This is a genomic window from Clostridium sp. CTA-5 (assembly GCF_054768135.1).
In genome coordinates this window covers 502,914-524,320 of the sequence record NZ_BAAAAT010000002.1, presented here as the reverse complement: position 1 = coordinate 524,320, position 21,407 = coordinate 502,914, and the positions used below count along the sequence as shown (strand labels likewise).

19 protein-coding genes and 1 pseudogene are annotated in these 21,407 nt (G+C 24.9%); 17 read left to right on the top strand and 3 right to left on the bottom strand.

Annotation, left to right across the window (positions count from 1 at the left end):
• The first annotated feature begins 40 nt into the window (after window positions 1–40).
• The 13 genes from ACYUET_RS07480 (at window position 41) to ACYUET_RS07420 (ending at window position 14,664) form a co-directional block, all read left to right on the top strand.
• A complete protein-coding gene (locus ACYUET_RS07480; RefSeq protein WP_460278806.1) occupies window positions 41–808 on the top strand; it encodes a tyrosine-protein phosphatase in 768 nt (255 codons plus the stop codon).
• 841 nt (window positions 809–1,649) lie between these two features.
• Window positions 1,650–2,315, top strand: coding sequence for a sugar transferase (locus tag ACYUET_RS07475; RefSeq protein WP_460278805.1), 666 nt, complete (start codon window positions 1,650–1,652; stop codon window positions 2,313–2,315).
• Window positions 2,316–2,327: 12 nt separating this feature from the next.
• On the top strand, window positions 2,328–3,674 hold the full coding sequence (locus tag ACYUET_RS07470) for a UDP-glucose dehydrogenase family protein (RefSeq protein WP_460278683.1): 1,347 nt from the start codon (window positions 2,328–2,330) through the stop codon (window positions 3,672–3,674).
• A 19-nt stretch (window positions 3,675–3,693) separates the two neighbouring features.
• Window positions 3,694–4,740 (top strand): mannose-1-phosphate guanylyltransferase, encoded by a 1,047-nt coding sequence (locus tag ACYUET_RS07465; RefSeq protein ID WP_460278682.1) that lies wholly within the window; start codon window positions 3,694–3,696, stop codon window positions 4,738–4,740.
• Window positions 4,741–4,805: 65 nt separating this feature from the next.
• On the top strand, window positions 4,806–5,891 hold the full coding sequence (gmd, locus tag ACYUET_RS07460; protein ID WP_460278681.1) for a GDP-mannose 4,6-dehydratase: 1,086 nt from the start codon (window positions 4,806–4,808) through the stop codon (window positions 5,889–5,891).
• Window positions 5,891–6,964: a glycosyltransferase gene (locus ACYUET_RS07455; RefSeq protein WP_460278680.1), complete on the top strand. Its 1,074-nt coding sequence runs from the start codon at window positions 5,891–5,893 to the stop codon at window positions 6,962–6,964. The genes gmd and ACYUET_RS07455 overlap by 1 nt, the downstream gene beginning before the upstream one ends.
• A gap of 3 nt (window positions 6,965–6,967) precedes the next feature.
• Entirely contained in the window at window positions 6,968–7,903 is a 936-nt protein-coding gene (locus tag ACYUET_RS07450) for a GDP-L-fucose synthase family protein (RefSeq protein WP_460278679.1), read from the top strand.
• A 13-nt stretch (window positions 7,904–7,916) separates the two neighbouring features.
• Entirely contained in the window at window positions 7,917–8,672 is a 756-nt protein-coding gene (locus ACYUET_RS07445; protein WP_460278678.1) for a WecB/TagA/CpsF family glycosyltransferase, read from the top strand.
• Window positions 8,672–9,835: a glycosyltransferase family 4 protein gene (locus tag ACYUET_RS07440; protein WP_460278677.1), complete on the top strand. Its 1,164-nt coding sequence runs from the start codon at window positions 8,672–8,674 to the stop codon at window positions 9,833–9,835. The genes ACYUET_RS07445 and ACYUET_RS07440 overlap by 1 nt, the downstream gene beginning before the upstream one ends.
• Window positions 9,836–10,284: 449 nt before the next feature.
• Window positions 10,285–11,385 carry a glycosyltransferase gene (locus ACYUET_RS07435; protein ID WP_460278676.1) on the top strand — a complete coding sequence of 367 codons (1,101 nt, stop codon included), beginning with the start codon at window positions 10,285–10,287 and terminating at the stop codon, window positions 11,383–11,385.
• Between the two features lie 30 nt (window positions 11,386–11,415).
• Window positions 11,416–12,720, top strand: coding sequence for a glycosyltransferase family 4 protein (locus ACYUET_RS07430; RefSeq protein WP_460278675.1), 1,305 nt, complete (start codon window positions 11,416–11,418; stop codon window positions 12,718–12,720).
• Window positions 12,717–13,463 carry a glycosyltransferase family 2 protein gene (locus ACYUET_RS07425; protein WP_460278674.1) on the top strand — a complete coding sequence of 249 codons (747 nt, stop codon included), beginning with the start codon at window positions 12,717–12,719 and terminating at the stop codon, window positions 13,461–13,463. Before ACYUET_RS07430 ends, ACYUET_RS07425 begins: the two co-directional genes overlap by 4 nt.
• Window positions 13,456–14,664, top strand: coding sequence for an O-antigen ligase family protein (locus ACYUET_RS07420; RefSeq protein WP_460278673.1), 1,209 nt, complete (start codon window positions 13,456–13,458; stop codon window positions 14,662–14,664). Before ACYUET_RS07425 ends, ACYUET_RS07420 begins: the two co-directional genes overlap by 8 nt.
• Window positions 14,665–14,818: 154 nt before the next feature.
• Here ACYUET_RS07420 and ACYUET_RS07415 read toward each other — a convergent pair.
• A pseudogene (locus tag ACYUET_RS07415) lies at window positions 14,819–14,956 on the bottom strand (IS6 family transposase); the annotation flags it as partial.
• 360 nt (window positions 14,957–15,316) lie between these two features.
• Between ACYUET_RS07415 and ACYUET_RS07410 the strand changes: the two are divergent.
• The 4 genes from ACYUET_RS07410 to ACYUET_RS07395 all read left to right on the top strand — a co-directional run bounded on the left by ACYUET_RS07410 (window position 15,317) and on the right by ACYUET_RS07395 (window position 20,223).
• Window positions 15,317–16,780: a flippase gene (locus tag ACYUET_RS07410; protein ID WP_460278672.1), complete on the top strand. Its 1,464-nt coding sequence runs from the start codon at window positions 15,317–15,319 to the stop codon at window positions 16,778–16,780.
• Window positions 16,781–16,869: 89 nt separating this feature from the next.
• Window positions 16,870–18,042, top strand: coding sequence for a glycosyltransferase family protein (locus tag ACYUET_RS07405; protein WP_460278671.1), 1,173 nt, complete (start codon window positions 16,870–16,872; stop codon window positions 18,040–18,042).
• Window positions 18,035–18,703 carry a CatB-related O-acetyltransferase gene (locus ACYUET_RS07400; RefSeq protein ID WP_460278670.1) on the top strand — a complete coding sequence of 223 codons (669 nt, stop codon included), beginning with the start codon at window positions 18,035–18,037 and terminating at the stop codon, window positions 18,701–18,703. The genes ACYUET_RS07405 and ACYUET_RS07400 overlap by 8 nt, the downstream gene beginning before the upstream one ends.
• A gap of 584 nt (window positions 18,704–19,287) precedes the next feature.
• Window positions 19,288–20,223 (top strand): Rpn family recombination-promoting nuclease/putative transposase, encoded by a 936-nt coding sequence (locus tag ACYUET_RS07395; RefSeq protein WP_460278669.1) that lies wholly within the window; start codon window positions 19,288–19,290, stop codon window positions 20,221–20,223.
• Window positions 20,224–20,669: 446 nt separating this feature from the next.
• Here the strand turns inward: ACYUET_RS07395 and ACYUET_RS07390 are convergent, their stop codons facing one another.
• Both ACYUET_RS07390 and ACYUET_RS07385 read right to left on the bottom strand, forming a co-directional pair.
• Window positions 20,670–20,888 carry a DUF2922 domain-containing protein gene (locus tag ACYUET_RS07390; protein WP_460278668.1) on the bottom strand — a complete coding sequence of 73 codons (219 nt, stop codon included), beginning with the start codon at window positions 20,886–20,888 and terminating at the stop codon, window positions 20,670–20,672.
• A 242-nt stretch (window positions 20,889–21,130) separates the two neighbouring features.
• Complete coding sequence (locus ACYUET_RS07385) at window positions 21,131–21,355, bottom strand: DUF1659 domain-containing protein (protein WP_460278667.1); 225 nt, start codon at window positions 21,353–21,355, stop codon at window positions 21,131–21,133.
• Window positions 21,356–21,407 lie beyond the last annotated feature (52 nt).

The following is a 21,407-nucleotide window of genomic DNA, read 5'->3' as shown; positions in this document are numbered from 1 at the left end:
TCATGGGCAGGGGAATTTAAAGGTGAAGCGAGGAGTAGTTATGATAGATATTCATTCACATATAATACCAGGGATTGATGATGGTTCTAAGAGTATGGAAATGACTTTAGATATGCTTAAAAATGCAGAAAAAGAAGGCACAACTGATATAATTGCTACTCCACACTATTTACTTGAATATGGAGAAGCAAATATAAATCAGGTTAAAGAACATGTAGCTAAAATTAATGAAATAATAAAAACTAATAAATTAAATATATCTGTTTATAGTGGACAGGAAGTTTATTTTACTGAAAATATAATAAAAGATTATATGGAAGGAAATATAGGAACCTTAAATGACTCAAGATATATGCTTATAGAATTTTCAATGAGAAAATTTGATGAAAACATATTTGATATAATTTATGAACTTCAAATCAGAGATATTGTACCAATCATAGCTCATCCAGAAAGATATAGAGAAATTATAGAAACCCCTTCACTTATAAATAAATTCATAAGTGAAGGATATTTATTTCAAGTAAATGCAGGAAGTTTAGAAGGTAAATTTGGAAATAGGGTTAAAAAAACTTCTGAAATTCTTATGGAAAATGGGATATATAGTTTTATTGGATCTGACGCACATAATAATACTAATAGATGTACTGGATTAAGAAATGCATTAAATCTGTTAGGTAAAAAACAAAATGTACTTGGAGAAACATTTAAAAATAATTCAGTGAAAATACTACTAAACGAATCAGTTGAATTTTCAGGTGAAAAAATTAAAGAAAAGAAATCAATATTTTCATTTTTAAAAAGATGATCATTGTATTTTAAAACGTGAGTTAAAAATAAAGTTATAGTACCAATAAAAATCTTAGTCTCATATAAAACTTTTTAGCTGAGACTAAGAAATTAATTTATCACAATTAACCATTATTTAACATAAATAGTATTTATGCTAAAAGTACGTTGATCAAACTTTAATATATCAATAAATTTTTAAAAATGTTTCTATGATTAATTTAATTTAATAAAAAAGTAATAAATATTAACATAAAAAGAAAAGTGTGTTATAATATTTCTATAAAAAAAGGATATTATAGGCAAATATACTATAAAATATAATAAATTAAGTTAAAATACAGAAATATAAAAAATATTTAAAAAGGGGAATATAAGGAATATATAGTTAGAGACATAGTATTAAAATCCTTATTTTATAAAAGATTTTAATATGATGTGTTTTCGCGCCCTAAAATAGGAAATTTGCATAATCTGTACAGGTATATTATGTACAAGCCTATGATAATATTTGTCTTGATTTAATTAAGGCATTATAAAATAAATAACTAGTTAAAAATTTGTAAGGTTTTTTGAACTAGAAAAGCAAGTAAATGTAGTTTACTACTGATATTAGCTGCATTTGATGATGCAGCATAGTACAAAAAAGATAAGGATACTGATTAGTTATTTATTTGGAGATGCCTAAGGTATATGAAAGAAATAATAGTTTAAAGATGTACTGTATATTTTGTTTCAGATAAGAAGACAAAATCAGTTACTAGCTGGGTATATAAACCAGAGTATGAAGCAAAAATATATAAACATACTAATCTAGTATTTTTTTGAATATGCCTAAATGCTTAAAGGGGGGAGATATGGTGCAACAATTAAATCTCGGGACAGAAGAAGTTTTGTTTAAAAAACAAAGAAGAGAAGTTAGTATAGGATATTGTTTTTTAAAGAGAACTATAGACATAGTTTGTTCCTTGCTAGGGTTGATAGTATTAAGTCCATTACTATTAATAGTAGCCGCATGCATAAGACTAGAATCAAAAGGACCTATTATATTTAAACAAAAGAGAGTCGGAATTAATGGAATTATATTTAATATGTACAAGTTTAGGTCAATGGTTGTAAATGCAGAAGAGCTAAAAAAGAAGCTAAGGGACAGGAATGAAATGACTGGTCCAATGTTTAAAATGAAAAATGATCCTAGAGTAACAAAGATTGGGAAGTTCATAAGAAAGACAAGTGTTGATGAATTACCTCAATTATTAAATGTATTAAAAGGGGAAATGAGTTTAGTTGGACCAAGACCATCACTTGAAAATGAAGTCATTCATTTTGAAGAGTGGATGAAAAAAAGATTCTATGTAAAACCGGGATTAACATGCTACTGGCAAGTTTCAGGAAGAAACGATATTGGATTCAAGGAATGGATGGCTTTGGATGTTAAATACGTAGAAGAAAGAAGTACATTAATTGACATAAAGTTAATATTTAAAACATTCTTTGTGTTGTTTGGTGATGAACATGCTAGTTAGGGGGATAAGTAAATGAAAATAGTTGTTGCAGGAACAGGATACGTAGGGTTAGTTACTGGAGCTTGTCTTTCTGAAATGGGACATAATGTAACTTGTGTTGATATAGATGAAAGAAAAGTTCAAACAATGAAAAAAGGAATTTCCCCTATATATGAACCAGGATTAGATGAATTATTAAAAAGAAACTATAAGGAAAATAGATTAGATTTTACAACAGATTATGTAAGTGCATATAAAGATGCAGATTTAGTATTCATAGGGGTGGGTACTCCTGAAAGAGAAGATGGATCTGCAAATTTAGATTATGTATTTGGAGTATGCAAACAAATTGCTGATAATGTGGAAAATGATTGTTTAGTTGTAGTTAAATCAACAGTTCCAATAGGTACTAATGATAAAGTGGAAGAATTTTTAAAAGAAAATGTTAATAATGATGTACATATAGAAGTTGCATCAAATCCAGAATTCTTGGCACAAGGAACAGCAGTTAAAGATACTTTATATGCTAAAAGAATAGTAATCGGGGTTGAATCTAAGAAAGCAGAAAATATTTTAAGAGAAGTATATGAAAGATTTAATCAACCAATAGTTGTTACAAACAGAAGAAGTGCGGAAATGATTAAATATGCTTCAAATGATTTTTTAGCTCTTAAGATTTCTTTTATGAATGAAATAGCTAACTTTTGTGAAATAGTTGGAGCAGACATTCAAGATGTAGCAAAAGGTATGAGTTATGACCCAAGAATAGGAAATAAATTCTTAAATGCAGGAATAGGATATGGAGGTTCTTGTTTCCCTAAGGATACTAAGGCACTTCATTGGCTTGCAAATGATAATGGATATGAACTTAAGACAATAAAAGCAACAATTGAAGTAAATCAAAATCAAAAATATAAATTATTTAGAGCAGCTAAACAAAGATTTGGAAGTTTAAAAGGATTAAAAGTTGCAGTACTTGGATTAACATTTAAGCCAGGAACAGATGATTTAAGAGAAGCACCATCAATACCTAATGTAAGAAGATTATTAGATGAAGGTGCAGAAATAGTTGCATATGATCCAGTAGGAGAAGAAAACTTTAAAAAGATATATCCAACAGAAATAGAGTATGTAAAATCTCCAGAAGAAGCATTAAAAGAAGCAGATTTAGCATTCATATTTACAGAATGGGGTGAAATAAAATCTTTGAATCTAAATATATATAGTGAAGTTATGAATACTCCTATTATATATGATGGGAGAAATTGTTATGCAATTAATAATGTAAAAGAGAAAAGAATTGAATATCATTCTATTGGAAGAAAGGCAGTTTTAAATTTAGAAGAAGCTAGAAGTGAAGTTGCAGCGACAAGAATGTAATATGAGGGGGGGAAATTTAATGCTTTGTGCTTTAATAATGGCAGGGGGTAAAGGTACTAGATTTTGGCCTTTATCAACAGAACAAAAACCTAAACAATTTTTAAATTTAATAGGTGAAGAAACAATGATACAAATGACAGTAAATAGGGTGAAACCTATTATACCAATAGAAAGGATATTTGTATGCACTGGAGAATTGTACATTGATTTAGTTAAAAAGCAGCTTCCAGAACTTCCTGAAAGAAACATAATAGTTGAACCAGAAGGAAGAAACACAGCACCTTGTATTGCTTTATCTGCTTTAGTAATTGATAGATATTATAAAGATTCAACTATGGTAGTATTGCCATCAGATCATTTAATACAAGATGAAGATTGCTTTAGAAACATAACTCTAAAAGCAGATGAATTTGTAGAAGAAAATAATAAGGCAATAGTAACTCTTGGGATGAAACCAAGTAGAGCAGAAACAGGTTATGGTTATATAAAATATAATGAACAAATCACTAAAAAAGATGATATTAGTGTATTTAAAGTAGATAAATTTGTTGAAAAACCAAATGAAGAAAAAGCTAAAAGGTATTTAGAAGATGGTTCATATCTTTGGAATGGTGGAATGTTTTTGTGGAAGACTTTAAACATATTAGAAGAAATAAAAAAATATTCTCCTGATACATATGAGGCAATTCATCAAATAAAAGAAGTAGATGAGGAAAATCTACAAGAGCTTATCAATAAAACTTATCACAAGACAGAATCAATATCTATAGATTACGCAGTTCTAGAAAAATCAAAGAATATATATGTTATTCCAAGTGAGTTTGGATGGGATGATATAGGAACATGGAAATCAGTTGAAAGATACAAGAAAAAAGATATTAACAATAATATTATTGAAGGAAACGCAAGAGTTATTGAATCAAATTCTAATATAGCAATTAATAACGGAAAGAGAGTTGTTATGATTGGAATTGATGATGTCATGACTTTAGAAACAGAGGATAGTATCTATATTGTTAATAAAGAATATATGGATAATCTGAGAGATTATAAGAGTATAGTTTAAATATTATGTATGTTTGAATTTAAAAATAGAAAGACAATATTATGTAGAGCTAAAGGAGAAAAAGTATGAGTAAAGTAGCATTAATAACAGGAATAACAGGGCAGGATGGGTCTTATTTAACCGAATTATTATTAGAAAAAGGGTATGAAGTACATGGAATTATAAGAAGACATAGTACTATCAGTACAACTAGAATAGATCATTTATTTGAAGATTCTAAAATAGGAAACAAAAAGCTATTTTTACATTACGGAGATTTAACAGATTCAAGTAATTTAAATAGATTAATAGAAAAAATAAGACCAAATGAAATATATAATTTAGCAGCACAATCTCATGTTGCAGTATCTTTTGAAGTTCCTGAATATACTGCAGAAGCTACAGGGGTAGGAACATTAAGACTTCTTGATGCAATAAGAGAAAGTGGCTTAAAGTGTAAATTTTATCAAGCTTCAACTTCAGAACTTTTTGGAGGACTTCCAGATACAGCACCTCAAAGTGAAAAAACTGCATTTTATCCAAAGAGTCCATATGGTGTAGCAAAACTTTATTCATATTGGATAACTGTTAACTATAGAGAATCATATGGTGTATTTGCATGTAACGGAATATTATTTAATCATGAATCACCAAGAAGAGGTGAAACATTTGTAACAAGAAAAATTACAAGAGCAGTAGCTTCAATAATGGCTGGTAAGCAAGAAAAATTAAGTCTTGGAAATATGGATGCAAAGAGAGATTGGGGATTTGCTGGAGATTATGTTGAAGGAATGTGGAGAATACTTCAACAAGATGAACCTAAAGATTATGTTTTAGCTACAAATGAAACTCATACTGTAAGAGAATTCGTTGATCTTGCTTTTGCAGAAGTTGGAGTTGAAATAGAATGGCAAGGAACTGGAGTAGATGAAAAGGGAATAGATAAAGCAACTGGTAAGGTATTAGTAGATGTTAATCCAAGATATTTTAGACCAGCAGAAGTAGAACTTTTATGGGGTGACTCTACTAAAGCAGAAAAAGAACTAGAATGGAAGAGAAAAGTTAGCTTTAGGGATTTAGTTTCAATGATGGTTGATTCTGATATGAAAGAAATAGCAGGCATAGGATCACAAGAATTTATAGCAAAGCAAGAAGTTGCAGTTACTAAGTAATGAAAACAATAGCATTTTATATTTCAGACCATGGATTTGGACATGCTTCAAGGAATATACCTATTATTAGGTATATTCTTGAGGTTTATAAAAACATTAAAGTAATAATAAAAACAGGAAAAAATCAAGGAGAATTTATAAAAAATTTATTAAATGAGTTTCATGATAGAGTAGATTATTACTTTGAGGATATGGATGCTGGTTTGGTTTTAAAAGAAGGAAGTTTAGATATTGATAAAGTTAAATTAGAGAATAATGTATTAAAGTATATAAATAGTTTTGAGGAAAAAGTAACCAAAGAAAATGAATTCCTTCATTATTATAATGTAGATTTAATTGTTAGTGATATTGTTCCTTGGATATTTAAATGTAGTAATAAATTAAATATACCGAGTATATTAATTTCAAATTTTACATGGGTAGATATTTATAAAGAACATTTAAGTGAGGAAATTTGTGAGAAATATAAGCAATGTTATAAACTTGCAGATAAAGCATTTTTATATTTGCTATATATTGAGACTATGAAAAGTTATTTGAATAATTTTGAACAAGTAGGATTATGTTGTAGAAGCTTTAATGAGGAAAGTATCAATAATATCAAAAAAGAACATACAAAGAAAATAATTTTTATTAGTGTAGGAAGATCTGTTGAATTAAAAAATAGTATTAATGTTGAAAATTTAAATTATGATTTTATAGTAACAGAAGGAATAAATATTGTAGGAAGTAATGTAACATATTTACCTAAAGAAATTACTAATACTCAGGATTATATTAAAGCAAGTGATTATGTTATTACTAAAGCAGGATGGGGAACGGTAGCAGAAGTTTTATGTGCTAATAAGAGATGTGCTGTTTTATCAAGAAATTCTATTGCTGAAGATAGAAAGACAATAGAAAAATTAAAGAGTATGAATTTAGCAGTAGAAGTAAAATATGAAGAAAATTTTAATATTGAAAATATATTAAAAGATTTAAATAAATTAAATATTAACAATAAAGATTATAAATTTAAAAATCAATATAAAGATATTGCCAATAAAATAATGTCTTATATAGGAGAAAGATAGATTATGAATAAAGATAGTAAAATTTATGTGGCAGGACATAGAGGATTAGTTGGTTCTGCAATTGTAAGAGGACTAGAAGCTAAAGGCTTTACTAATATAATAGGAAGAAGTCATAGTGAGCTTGATTTAACAAATTCAATTGAAGTTGAAGAATTTTTTAAAATAGAAAAACCAGAGTATGTATTTTTAGCAGCAGCTAAAGTAGGTGGAATTCTTGCAAATAGTAATTATCCAGCAGATTTTATATATGAAAACTTACAAATACAAAATAATGTTATAGGAATGGCAAAGAAGTATGAAGTTAAAAGACTTATGTTTTTAGGAAGTTCTTGCATTTATCCTAAAATGTGTCCTCAACCTATAAAGGAAGAATATTTACTTTCAGGATATTTAGAAGAGACAAATGAAGGATATGCTTTAGCTAAAATATCAGGACTTAAGATGTGTCAATTTTTTAATAAACAATATGGTACAAATTACATAAGTGTGATGCCTACAAATTTATATGGACCTTATGATAATTTTTCAGGAGAAAATTCTCATGTAATGCCAGCGTTAATTAGAAGATTCCATGAAGCAAAAGAAAATAATGATCCAGAAGTTGTAGTATGGGGAAGTGGAACACCTCTTAGAGAATTTTTATATTCAGAAGATATGGCAGATGCATGTATTTATTTAATGGAAACATATGAAGGTAATGATTTTTTTAATATAGGTACAGGTAAAGAAATAACTATAAGAGGACTTGCAGAAATGGTTAAGGAAGTTGTAGGTTATGAAGGTAAATTAGTATTTGATTCTACTAAGCCAGATGGAACTCCTAGAAAGCTTCTTGATGTAAGTAGACTTGAAGAAGCAGGTTGGAAATATAAAGTTGAACTTAGAGATGGTATTGAAAAGGCTTATAAGTGGTTCGTAGAAAATTATATTAATAACTAAAGGAGATTTTGTAATGGAAACTTGTAATATACTTGGTGTAAATATAGCCGTTACTAATCTTAATGAAACAGTTAATTATATTGAAGAAAACTTAGAGACACTTAAAGGAAACTATATTTGTGTTTCTAACGTTCATACTACTGTTACAGCTTATGAAGATAAGGAATATAGGAAAATTCAAAATGGAGGTGCATTAGCACTTCCTGATGGAAAACCTCTTTCAGTTTTAAGCAAGAAACTAGGATTTAAAAATGCTCAAAGAGTAACAGGACCAGATTTGATGGGAGAATTATTTAAAGAGTCAGAGGAAAAAGGTTATAATCATTATTTTTATGGGAGTACAGAAGAAACCTTAGAATTGCTTAAAGTTAAACTTAAAGAGAAATATCCTAAGTTAAATATAGTAGGAATGTATTCACCACCATTTAAGTCAGAAGTATCTCTAGAAGATGAAAAAATTTTAAATGAGATAAATAGTGAAAAAGTAGATTTTTTATGGATTGGATTAGGTGCCCCTAAGCAGGAAAAGTGGATGTCTATTCATAAAGGTAAAGTTAATGCAATAATGTTTGGAGTTGGAGCAGGCTTTGACTATTATGCTGAAAAGATAAAAAGAGCACCAATTTGGATGCAAAAATGTAGTCTTGAATGGCTATATAGATTAATGCAAGACCCTAAGAGATTATTAAAAAGATATGTAACTACAAATAGTAAGTTTATGTATTTAACACTGTTCAATAAAAGTTTTATGAAAGGACTTGATAGGTAATGAATAAAGAAAAAGTTTTAATAGTTCATAATTATTATCAAGTGCCTGGTGGAGAAGATACTGTAGTTGCAAATGAGAAAAAGATGCTTGAAGATAATGGACATGAAGTATTTATCTATACAAGACATAATGATGAGATAAAAGAAAGTGGTATATGGGGAAAGATAAAGTTGCTATTTGAAACTATATATTCTTTTAAGACTATTAAAGAAGTAAAAGAAATAATTAGAGAAAATAATATAGATATAGTCCATGTGCATAATACTTTGCCTTTAATAAGTCCTTCGGTTTATAAAGCTGCGAAAGATTGTGGAGTCAAAGTAGTACAAACTGTACATAATTTTAGATTACTTTGTCCTGGAGCTACTTTTACTTGTAATGGTGAAATATGTGAAAAGTGTATGAGTAAAGGTCTTAAGTGTGCCATTCAAAATAAGTGTTATAGGGATTCTGCAATTCAGACATTAATAGTTGTACTTATGTTGAAGATAAATAGAATTATTGGTAGTTATGATAAAGTAGATGCTTATATAGCTTTAACAAAATTTTCGAAAGAGAAAATTAGTAAGTTTATTCATAAAAATAAAATATTCGTAAAACCAAATTTTACTGAAAATATCAATATGGATATTTTACCAGCTGAAAATCGAGAATATTTTGTATTTTTAGGAAGAATAGATCAACTTAAGGGAATTAAAGTTTTATTAAATACATGGAAAAATATAAAAAATGAAGAATTGTTGATTATTGGAAAAGGACCTGAAGAATTATATGTAAAAAAATTTATTGAAGAAAATAATATTAACAATATAAAAATACTTGGATTAGTAGAAAATAAAGAAGTGAAAAAGGTAATATCAAAAGCTAAGGCTTTAATTGCACCGTCAATTTGGTATGAAACTTTTGGAATGGTAAATATAGAAGCATTTTCAGTAGGAACACCTGTTATTGCAAGTAATATTGGAGCTTTTTCAGATGTGTTAAATGATAAAAATGGAATTAAATTTACAGTAAACTCAATAGATGAATTAGTTAATTGCATAAATATATTTTCAGATTATAAAATCTTAGATAAATATATTAATGGAGCGTATGTTGATTATAAAAAGAAATATACAGTGGAAAAAAATTATAAGATTTTATTAGAGATATATAAATTATAGATGGTTCTGGTTTGTTACGGCATACTTTTTATTTTTTTAAAATTTCTCATTTTATTTAGTTAAATATACCATGTTTACAGAGTAGGAGATTTTGACCTTTGAATAAGCTGTAAATATGACAATAATAATGACAAAGAATAGTTTAGTAGTGTGATTATGTATAATAAAAAAAGTAGTACTATATATGATATAAAGTGTTATATTATATGGAGATTAAAATAAAGCATTAAGTGAGAGAAATTACAATTAGTGGGCATGATTGAAAAGATTATGTTCAGATGTTGATACAACATGAAATTCCAAAATTAAAGAATATATATTTAAAATAGAACAATGACTTTCAGTCTAAGGTATTTATACCTTAAATTAACTTAATTTATTAGGGAAACAGTTTAATTAGAAATGATTTATTATATAAAATATAGTTTTAAGGAGTATATAAATTAATTATGAAAGTAGCAATAATAACAAATATACCATCACCATATAGAATTGATTTATTTAATTATTTAATTAAAACTTATAAAGAATTTGAGTTTAAAATAATATATTCAAGTAAAAATGAAGATAATAGAAAGTGGACTATAAAGTCACAAAGTTTATTAAACAGTATTTTTCTAAAATCTGTTACTATGAAAATAAAAAAAAGAAATGATAACAAATATATACATATTCCATTCAATACAATGTCAGTTTTAAATAATTTTAATCCAGATGTAGTAGTAGCATCAGAATATAATCCAACAGTATTACAAAGTTTAATATGGTGTAAGCTTAGAAAGAAAAAATTTATTAGTTGGTCTGATGGAACATTAAATTCAGAAAAAAATATTAATGTAATTCAAAAAGTCTCACGAAAAATAATTATATTAGGAGCAGTAGCTTACATAGCTAGCAGTACAAAGACAAAAGAAGCGCAAATATTTTATGGAGCAGATGAAAAAAAAATATATATTAGTTATTTAACTGTAGATATAGATAAATATTTATATAAGAAAGATACATACAATAATTATAATCTATTATATGTTGGAAGCCTAATTAAAAGAAAAGGCATAGATTTATTGTTTAGTGCATTAAGTAAAGTGAAAAATGATTATAAATTGATGATAATAGGAGAAGGATCGGAAAGAAAAAATTTAGAAAAACAAGCAAAAAAATTAGGAATTTTAGAAAAAATAGAGTTCTTAGGATTTAAGCAGGAATATGAACTTAGAGAATACTATAAGAAATGTGATATATTTATATTGCCTACGAGAGAAGATTGTTTTGGATTAGTAGTATTAGAAGCAATGTGTAATAATTTGATAATAATTTCATCTAAGTATGCAGATGGAAGTAAGGATCTTATAAAAGATGGAGTAAATGGATATATAGTAGATCCTTATGATTCAATTGAATTTAGTAATAAAATAAAAACTTTAATAAATAATAAAGAATTATGTAAAAATATGATTGAAAATAATGTGAATTTTTTAGAAAAATTCACATTGAAAAATGTAAGTTTACAATTTGTTAATTCAATACGATTTGCTTTAAATAAATTATAATATAACAATTATATTGAAATGAGGTTTAAAATGAAAATTGCATTTTATATAGATAATAAAACTATAGAAAACATAGATTGTTCAAATATATATAATGGAAATCCTGGAATAGGAGGAACAGAATATATGTTTTTTTTACTAACATATTATCTTAGTAAAAAAATAGAAATAATATTATTAACTAGCAAATTGCAAAAATTACCATATAATATAAATAATATTCAAGTAGAAAATATTTATGGAGCAATTGCTTATTGTAAAAAACATTTTATTGATATATTCATAATACGAACAATTAATGATATGAAAATTTATAGTGAAATTGCTAGAAATAAAGTGAAAACTGTATTATGGAGTCATAATTTTATAACAAATAGCAAAATTTTAAAAGAGATATATGCAAATAAATATATAAGGGCAAATGTATTTGTTAGCAAAGAACAATTGCTGTATTATATAGATGACAATATTTACAAAAAGTCTCTCTATATATATAATCTATTTGATACTGATAGGTATAAAGAAAATATTGTAGAAGCAGAAGCAAAGAACAAAATTGTAACTTATATAGGAAGTTTAACTAAGGAAAAAGGATTTCATATTATTGCAAAACAATGGAAGAAAATTATTAAAGATATTCCAGAGGCTGAACTTCATGTAATTGGTGGAGGAAATTTATATGACAGAAATGCTAAATTAGGTTCATTGAAATTAACTTCCGAAAAATATGAAAAAATGTTTATAAAATATATAACCGATAAAGATAATAAGTTGTTACCATCAGTTGTATTTCATGGAATTTTAGGAGAAGAAAAAAAATATATTATAAAACAAACTAAGGTTGGAATATCTAACCCAAGTGGAAAAACAGAAACATTTGGACTTACAGCACTAGAATTTCAAGCAAGTGGGGTGCCTGTAGTAACCAAAAAATGTGTTGGTTATTTAGAAACAGTAAACAATAAAAAGAGTGGATATTTAATTAATAATGGATATAACTTAAGAAAGAAAATTTGTGATTTATTAAACGATAATGAATTAAATAACAATTTTTCAAAACAAGGAATAAATTTTGCGAGAAATAAGTTTGATATTTATAAGACATTAGATGAATGGTTAAATTTATTTAATTTAATATTAAATAATGAAAAATATCCTGAATGTAAAATAACAAATATATTTTTTGGGTTTAAATTTTTAAAAGTTATATATGGGAAAATTAGAAATGGAAATTCGTTTGCAAATAAATTGTACAGTTATTCATATTTAAAATTATATGTTAAAGAAATTATTAAAAATATTATTAAATTAACAAAGGAGTATTTTATAAAGTGAGATTTTCAATTATTACAGTTTGCTATAATTGTGAAAAATTAATAAAGCAAACTATAGAATCAGTAATGAATCAAGAATTTAAAGATTATGAGATGATTTTTATAGATGGAAAATCAAAAGATAGTACTTTAAAAATAATAGAAAATTATTCAAAAAAATTTAAACATTTTAAATTATTAAGTGAAGAGGATGATGGAATATACGATGCAATGAATAAAGGAATATATTTGGCAGATGGTGAGATACTATTTTTCTTAAATGCAGGAGATATTTTTTACAATAATATGATATTAGAAAAAATAGATAAAAAGTTTAATGATTGTGATATACTATATGGAAATTATAAGGTTAATAACTTAATTATAAATAATGATAAAGAAAAAATTAATAAACTTTTTTTTATAAGAGAAAAAATGCTTTGTCATCAAACTATTTTTGCATCAAAGAAATGTTTTGAAAACAACTTATTTGACTTGAATTATAAAGTATGTGCAGATAGGTATTGGTTAATAAATAATTTTAAAAATAATAGATCATTTAAATATATAGATGAAATTATTAGTGTATATGATTGTACTGGTTTTAGTACATCGGAAGAATCAATAAAATTAATAAGTAAAGAATCTATAAATATATTAAAAAAGCAATTTAATAAAAAAGTTGTAATATTAATATATATAAAAAGAATATTAGGAAATATAAAAAGAAGATTAAAGTCACTAAAGGATGTTAAAAATGTATAAGTTAATTTTAAATGGTATAAACGTATATCTTATTATTGCTCTATTTCCTATTAATAGAATTTTATTTGAAAATGAATATATTTTTAATATTGAAAATATAAAATTAGTTGTAATAGTATTAGGTATTATATCAATATTAGATATTATATTAACTAATAATATTAAAAAATTTTTGCAATTTAAAAGTGTATTATTATATCCTATATTACTTCTAATTATAAGTTCATTTAATTCAATAGATAAATTGCAAAGTATAAAGTTAGCTATTGTATTAATTTGTATGAGTGTATATATAATAAATATCATTATTAAATGTATAGATGGAAAGATAAATATATTATTTAACATTAATTTTGGTTGCTTCATATTTTTAATTTTAAATTATATATATATATATATATATCCCAATAAGGTTGAATATATAGATTTTAGATATGGCATTACTTTACAAGGAATAACAGGACATAGAATTCATTTATCTATATGCTGTGCTTTAATAATAATAATATCATATATTAATCTTATTAATAGGATTAAAGGTTTTAACAAAATAATTTCAATATTTAATATTATATCATGTATATATTTTATAGATAAATCTAAAAGTCAGACGGCTTTTATTGCATTATTAATAGTTGGATTAATAGTGATTATTAACAATAAATTTTATATAAAAGGATCCATAATAATATTTATTTCAAATATTGTATCAATAATATATGTTGCTATGATACCTATAATTGAAAGAATTTCTATTTTAGCAAATGTAAATCTAACTTTAACTGGTAGGACGAGTATTTGGAAAGGAATAATGGAAATGATTGATATGAGAAAAATAGGATATGGGTTAGGGACATTTTGGGGAACTAATTCATATTCAGACTATTATAATTATAAGTATTATAATGGTGGACATGCACATAATGGAATCTTAGAGATGATATTAGAGTTGGGTATAATTGGAACAATTGTGGTGTGGATATGTTTATGGAATAATATTAAAAATTTAAGGGAAAAAAAACTATATAATTATATAGATATAAAATTTTCATATATCACTTTAATATTTATATTTATTATATCATTAGCAGAGCCAATACTTTTTTCGTATCAATATGTAAATGTATTTAATTATATACTTTTAATTAGTTTAAGTTTTATTTCTACTAAAAAAAATAATATAATTAAATTGATAAAATGATTCTGTTAGGTTGTTATGAAAAAAAGTTTAATATTTCGTAGAATTACTCATTCTTTTAAAATTGTATAAGTTTGATTAATTTATTGTATAGCAAATAAGCCTTCAATGAATAAAGGTTTTTGCAGGCCAATCAAAGCTATCAATTTTAAATTTAAGCAGTAACTTGGTTATATGATGATAATCTATCAGTAATAAAGTGCATTGGTTTACCAACTGATTTAGCTTGATTAGTTAAAATGAATGAGGAGTCTTCATTGTGAGATTTAGTTAGATGAAATACTAATATAAATCTAATTTATCTTTAAATGAATCAGCTTTTTATTACTACATTTATAACAAGTGTAGTATTCATAAGAGTGATAAAGAAAAGTTGTTTTATGACAATTAGGATATATAGGATAATTTAGTTTGGGTAATTATAGAATATTGTTTACAATAAATTATCATCTATATTGATATTTTTGATTAGTCTGTTTGTCTAAACCAAACTTATACAATTGGTCAGAATTACAACGAGAACAATTTACTGTTGCTGTTCTTCTCATTTCAAGTGGGGAATTCGGTTCTAATCAAACTTATTGTATTTCCTAAGATAAAGAAGATCAATATTCGGATAACTTAACGAATGTATAAAATAATAAGGAGAATAAATGTGAAGGGTAACTCTCTAAAACAGAATTATATATATAATGTAATATTAATGACTGCAAATATGATTTTTCCACTTATTACATCACCCTATTTATCATCAATTTTAGGGGCAGAAAATATAGGAAAAATAAATTATGCTACATCAATTATAAATTGGTTTATTTTATTTGCCACATTTGGTATACCGAGATATGGAGTGAGAGAAATTGCCAGGAATAGATATGATAGAAAAAAAATGTCAATGTCATTTTGGAATTTAATTATTATACAATTAATACTATCCATAATAGCATTAATTTTTTATTTAATAATAATTTTTAGTATAGAAAGTTTTGAAAACAATTTTAATTTATATATGTTGATGATTGTAATGCTGATTTTAAATGTATTCTCTATTGATTGGTTTTACCAAGGGATAGAAGAGTATGGTTATATAACTATTAGAAATATTATAGTGAAATTAATTAGTATATTATTAATTTTTATTATGGTAAAGCATAGAGAAGATTATTTAATTTATGCATTAATTAATATTATTGGATTAAGTTTTAATAATGTATTAAATTATATACATACTAAAAAATATGTTGATAATAAAGTGTATAAATTTAAATTACTCTATTATTTTAAACAATTAAAAGTTTATTTTATGACTACGTTAGTAGTAGCATTATATGCTACTTTAGATCAAACAATGATAGGAATTAAATCACAAGTAGATTTAGCATATTATCTTAGAAGTAAAACTATTCAAAGTATAGGTTTTAATATAACTAGTTCTATAGTTACTGTATTTATTCCAAGAACATCTTATTTAATACAAAAAAATTATTGTGAATATAAAAAAATAATACAAAAATCAATTAATTATATTTATATACTTGCATTACCATGTATGGTTGGAATATTGTTACTAGCTAAAGAAATAATGTTACTCTTAGGAAAAGAAGAATTTCTATTAGCAACACCATCACTACAGATAATAAGTTCTTTAATATTGATAACATCAGTTGGTTCATGGCAAGTAAATCAAATACTTATTCCTAATGGGTTAGAAAAGTTAGCATTTAGGATGCAATTAGGAGGGGCAATATTAAGCATAATTTTAAATATGTTATTAATAAGTAAATTTTCATATATAGGAGCTTCAATTGTTTGGGTTGTAACAGAAACTAGTTTAGCAATTGTTGGTTTAATACTTATAAAAATTAAATGTAAAAATATAAAAATAAATTATATTAATAAATCTTTTATAAAATATATGATATCTGTGATAATAATGGGAATAGGAATTATTATTTTAAGAAATATAATAAATAATTGTTTGTTGCTCATTATATTGTCAATTATAATTTCGCCAATTGTATATTTTGGAATGATAATTATTTTAAAAGATGATATATTAGTTAATATGATTTTAGGATTAAAAAATAATTTAATATCAAAAAAGTTTTCAACACATTAACATATTATAGCTAATTGAAATGAGAAATTTGATAATAATATGGTTAAATTGAATTACTAAAAAGATTAATATAAATAAGGAGTATAAGTATGTTAACAATAGTTATTATAGCATTTAATAGATTAGATTCACTTAAAAGACTTTTATCATCAATATCTTTAGCAGAATACGCTCAAAAGGCAAATCTAATAATTAGTATTGATAAAGGAAATGATAATCAAGATGTTTTAGAATATTCTAATAAATTTATATGGAATAATGGTGAAAAAATAGTTATATATCAATCAGAAAACTTAGGACTTAGAAAGCATGTTTTAAAATGTGGAGATTTAACTTACAAATATGGAAATATAATAATGTTGGAAGATGATTTATTTGTTGCACCAGGATTTTATAATTTTGCTCAAAGTGCTATAAAATATTACGAAAACAATGATAAAATAGCTGGAATATCATTATATTCTCATAAAAGAAATGTTCATAATAATAAAATATTTTATAATTTACGAGATGAATCGGATATTTTCTTTATGCAATTTCCATCTTCATGGGGACAATCTTGGACATGTAAACAATGGGATTCATTCAAAAAATGGTATAAAAATAACTGTAATGAATTAAAAAACAAAAAGAATATTCCAGATAATGTTTTAAATTGGCCTGAATCATCTTGGTTAAAATATTTTATAAGCTATATGATTGAAACCAATAAGTTTTTTGTTTATCCTAATGAATCATTTTCTACAAATTATGGTGATAAAGGAACACACTTTTCAATGGATACAGGCATTTATCAAGTACCATTAACATCCAGAAAAGATGTAAATTATAAATTTAAGGACATAAATGATTCAATATCAATTTATGATGCTTTTTTTGAGAACATGAAAATTATAGATTTATATAATAATAAAATAAATAAAAAACAAGTATTAATAGATTTTTATGGTCAAAAATACAATAAAATAAAAACTAAGTATTTATTAACAAGCAAAAGATTAGATTATGAAATTTTAAAAAGTTATGATGGATCGTTAATTCCGTATGAATTAAATATTATTAATCAAATTAGTGGAAATGATATTTTTTTATATAATATATCAAAAGATGTAAGCAATAAAAAGATTTTTACAATAAATTCAAAGATAAAAAGTTTAAATAAAATAGTTAATTATGCATCAACTAAAGATTTAATTCAAACCTTGAAATATAATTATCTGATTAAAATAAAGAGAAAAATAAGGAGAAAAATAAGTGATTAATTATATTAAAGAAATTTTTAAAAGTCCAATTAGTGATTGCATACTTTGGAAAATAAGAAAATTAAAATTAAAAAGATTAAATATTTCATTAGGATATATGTCTCAACTAAATGGATGCAAATTAGAAGAGAATATATCCATATCTAAAAATTGTGAATTATCAAATGTAATAATGGGACAATATACATATGTAAGTGAAAAATGTAGAATGTTTAATTCAACAGTAGGAAAATTTTGTAGTATAGGACCAAATGTAACCTTAGGAGGAGGAAATCATCCAACTAATACATTTGTATCAACACATCCAGCATTTTATTCAATACGAAAACAATGTGGAAAAACATTTGTTGAAAAGGAGTACTTTAATGAAATTCAGCAAATAAATATTGGAAATGATGTTTGGATAGGAGGCAATGTTTTTATAAAAGATGGAGTTAATATAGGAAATGGAGCAATAATAGCAGCCGGAAGTATTGTTATAAAAGATGTAAAACCATATGCAATTGTTGGCGGAGTACCAGCTAAACTAATAAAATTTAGATTTAAACAAGCAGATATAGATTTTTTAGAAAGCTTAGAATGGTGGAATAAAGATGAGGAGTGGTTTAAAAATAATAGTAAATTAATGAGAAATATAGATGATTTGAAAGATAATTATTAGCAAATGAGTGTATGCCAAGCAAGAGCGTTAGCAAGTTTGGGAATATTTCTCTCACAAAGGGGTTAGATTTTTGTGATAAATTACTAGGTATAGGTTTAAGCAAATATATGGATAAATATAGCAGTTGATAAACTAAATTATTTGCTTATATTATGAAAAAAATAATTTAGTAGGAATTAAAAAATGAATAAAAAAATAAGAAAAGCAATAATCCCAGTAGCAGGTCTGGGGAAAAGATTACTATTATAATACAACAGAAAAGAACGCCCCATCATCGCAAGATTAAGCGTTCTACATCTGTTAATCATATAATATTCAATAGCCCTAAAACTTAAAAACGTTCTAGGATTAGCTTAGTGTTTGCCGCACTAGGCTTTTCTTATTTATATTATAACAAATTTAGTAGAAAAATAAACATTTATTTTATTAGTCATATGAAAATAAATAATAAGTTTAAAGTTGCAATTGATATTTTTGATTGTGCTTTATAGGAATAGATAGAAGATTTTAAATTCCATCTGTTTTTGTTTTAAGAAGATAAAATATGGGTTATAATTAAGATAATAAATAGTAGGAGTGATGTTTTGAAAAATGGTAATGTGCATCATGAACACGATGTAGGATATAAGCATATATTTTCACATAAGGAAACTTTTTTAGAGTTTTTAAGAAGTTTTACTAAAAAAGAATGGGCAAATTTAATTAAAGAAGAAGATTTAATTTTAGTTGATAAATCCTATATACTTTCAGATTTTGAAGAAGAGGAATCTGATATTTTATATAAAGCAAATATTAATGATAAAGAAGTTATATTTTATGTATTATTAGAATTTCAATCAAAAGTTGATTTTCAAATGCCTATGAGATTGTTATTTTACATGACAGAAATTTGGAGAGATGTACTTAAAAATACTGATAAGAATAATAGAATAAGAAAGAGTTTTAAATTACCATCAATTGTGCCACTAGTCTTATATAATGGAAAGAATAAATGGACTGCAAAGGTTAGTTTTAAGGAAATATTAAGTGGTTATGAATTATTTGAAGGTAATATATTAGATTTTAATTATATGTTATTTGATATAAATAGATATTCTGATGATGAATTATTAAACATATCAAACATGATATCAGCAGTATTTTTATTAGATCAAGAGATAGATGAAGAAGAACTAATAAGAAGACTTAAAAAGATGATATATATATTAAAGAAAGTTTCACCAGAACAGTTTAGTGTATTTAAGCAATGGCTTAAAAATATAGTTAAACCAAGAGTTAGAGATGATTTAAAAGATGAAATTGAAGATGTTCTTGAAAATAGTAATCAAGAGGAGGTTGATTTTATGGTTCATAATTTAGAAAAAACTTTAGATAATATAGAGAAAAAGGGTATAGAAAAACAAGCAAAAAAAACAGCAATAAAGGCAATTAAAATGGGAATGACCAACGAAGTAATAAATGAGTTAACTGGGTTAAGTGAGAAAGAAATAAATGATATAAGAAAAGAGCAAAATCATTAGTAAAAATTAAGCATTAAATGTTTTGAATTTAGTTTTAATACAACAGAAAAGAACGCCCCATCATCGCAAGATTAAGCGTTCTACATCTGTTAATCATATAATCTAATAGCCCTCTTAAAAACGTTCTAGGATTAGCTTAGTGTTTGCCGCACTAGGCTTTTCTTATATTATAACAAATTTAAAAGAAAAATAAACATTTATTTTATTAGTCAGATGAAAATAAATGACAAGTTCAAAGTTATAATGGATATTTTTTATTTTTGATTATGCTTTATAGAAGCAGATGAAATGTTATTTTAGGGTTTATCTATTTTTGTTTTAAAAATGAAAAATTATTATTTAGAATTATAAAGAATATTATTGTTATTTCGTGTGCCTTATGTAAATAAAATAATTGTAGTTAAAAAAAGATCCAATCTCTAAATAAGGGATTGGATCTTTTTTTATTAGTTTAATTCATATTTAGTAACTTTTCTTTCAGTTAACTTAGCCCCATCTTTGCTAACTAAAGAACCAGAATTCATGAAAAAGATATCTTTTTCAATTATAGTATCCATCAAAGAACTAGCCTCTTCTTTAGTAAGTTCAGATTTAACTCCACCTATATTTATATTTACCTTTTTTCCTGTAGAAGTTAAAAAAGTCATTGTTAATGTATATTCCATAAAATATTTCCCCCTTAAATATTATAAATTTTTATATTTTTTAATTCCCAAATTTTTAATCAAATTTTGATACTCTGATATTGTAAAAAAACTAATAATGATCAGAATTATTACAATATCAAAGTTTTTTAAATTTTAAGTTATTTAATTTATTCTTTTAGGCATATGAACTTGTTATTTTTTGATTATGCCTTATTATCAGATTCAGATTATTTATTCCTTATTACTTATTTTTTATATAATTAAGCTTTCATTAGTTTTGAAGATACAGTGATAAAAGTGTTTCTAGTATCCTCTTCTATAACCTTTTTAATAGCTTCAGCTACATCGTAGATGTTTTGTGCATCTGCATCGTCTTTTATACTAGAAAAATTCTTCTTAGAATAAATTGGATCACCTGATTTATCCACCCCCTTTTGCACCTCAATGCTCATAATAGTTTCCTTTACAATTTTGTTTACAGCCATTTTCATTTCCCCCTTTTTTCTTTGTCATATAATATATATGGTTAAATCCAAA

What these genes read in the sequence shown, in the direction of transcription:
- ACYUET_RS07450 (WP_460278679.1), top strand. Translation starts at nt 6,968, where the DNA reads ATGAATAAAGATAGTAAAATTTATGTGGCAGGACATAGAGGATTAGTT.
- ACYUET_RS07390 (WP_460278668.1), bottom strand. Translation starts at nt 20,888, where the DNA reads ATGGAATATACATTAACAATGACTTTTTTAACTTCTACAGGAAAAAAG.
- ACYUET_RS07445 (WP_460278678.1), top strand. Translation starts at nt 7,917, where the DNA reads ATGGAAACTTGTAATATACTTGGTGTAAATATAGCCGTTACTAATCTT.
- ACYUET_RS07405 (WP_460278671.1), top strand. Translation starts at nt 16,870, where the DNA reads ATGTTAACAATAGTTATTATAGCATTTAATAGATTAGATTCACTTAAA.
- ACYUET_RS07455 (WP_460278680.1), top strand. Translation starts at nt 5,891, where the DNA reads ATGAAAACAATAGCATTTTATATTTCAGACCATGGATTTGGACATGCT.
- ACYUET_RS07385 (WP_460278667.1), bottom strand. Translation starts at nt 21,355, where the DNA reads ATGGCTGTAAACAAAATTGTAAAGGAAACTATTATGAGCATTGAGGTG.
- ACYUET_RS07430 (WP_460278675.1), top strand. Translation starts at nt 11,416, where the DNA reads ATGAAAATTGCATTTTATATAGATAATAAAACTATAGAAAACATAGAT.
- gmd (WP_460278681.1), top strand. Translation starts at nt 4,806, where the DNA reads ATGAGTAAAGTAGCATTAATAACAGGAATAACAGGGCAGGATGGGTCT.
- ACYUET_RS07480 (WP_460278806.1), top strand. Translation starts at nt 41, where the DNA reads ATGATAGATATTCATTCACATATAATACCAGGGATTGATGATGGTTCT.
- ACYUET_RS07435 (WP_460278676.1), top strand. Translation starts at nt 10,285, where the DNA reads ATGAAAGTAGCAATAATAACAAATATACCATCACCATATAGAATTGAT.
- ACYUET_RS07465 (WP_460278682.1), top strand. Translation starts at nt 3,694, where the DNA reads ATGCTTTGTGCTTTAATAATGGCAGGGGGTAAAGGTACTAGATTTTGG.
- ACYUET_RS07470 (WP_460278683.1), top strand. Translation starts at nt 2,328, where the DNA reads ATGAAAATAGTTGTTGCAGGAACAGGATACGTAGGGTTAGTTACTGGA.
- ACYUET_RS07420 (WP_460278673.1), top strand. Translation starts at nt 13,456, where the DNA reads ATGTATAAGTTAATTTTAAATGGTATAAACGTATATCTTATTATTGCT.
- ACYUET_RS07440 (WP_460278677.1), top strand. Translation starts at nt 8,672, where the DNA reads ATGAATAAAGAAAAAGTTTTAATAGTTCATAATTATTATCAAGTGCCT.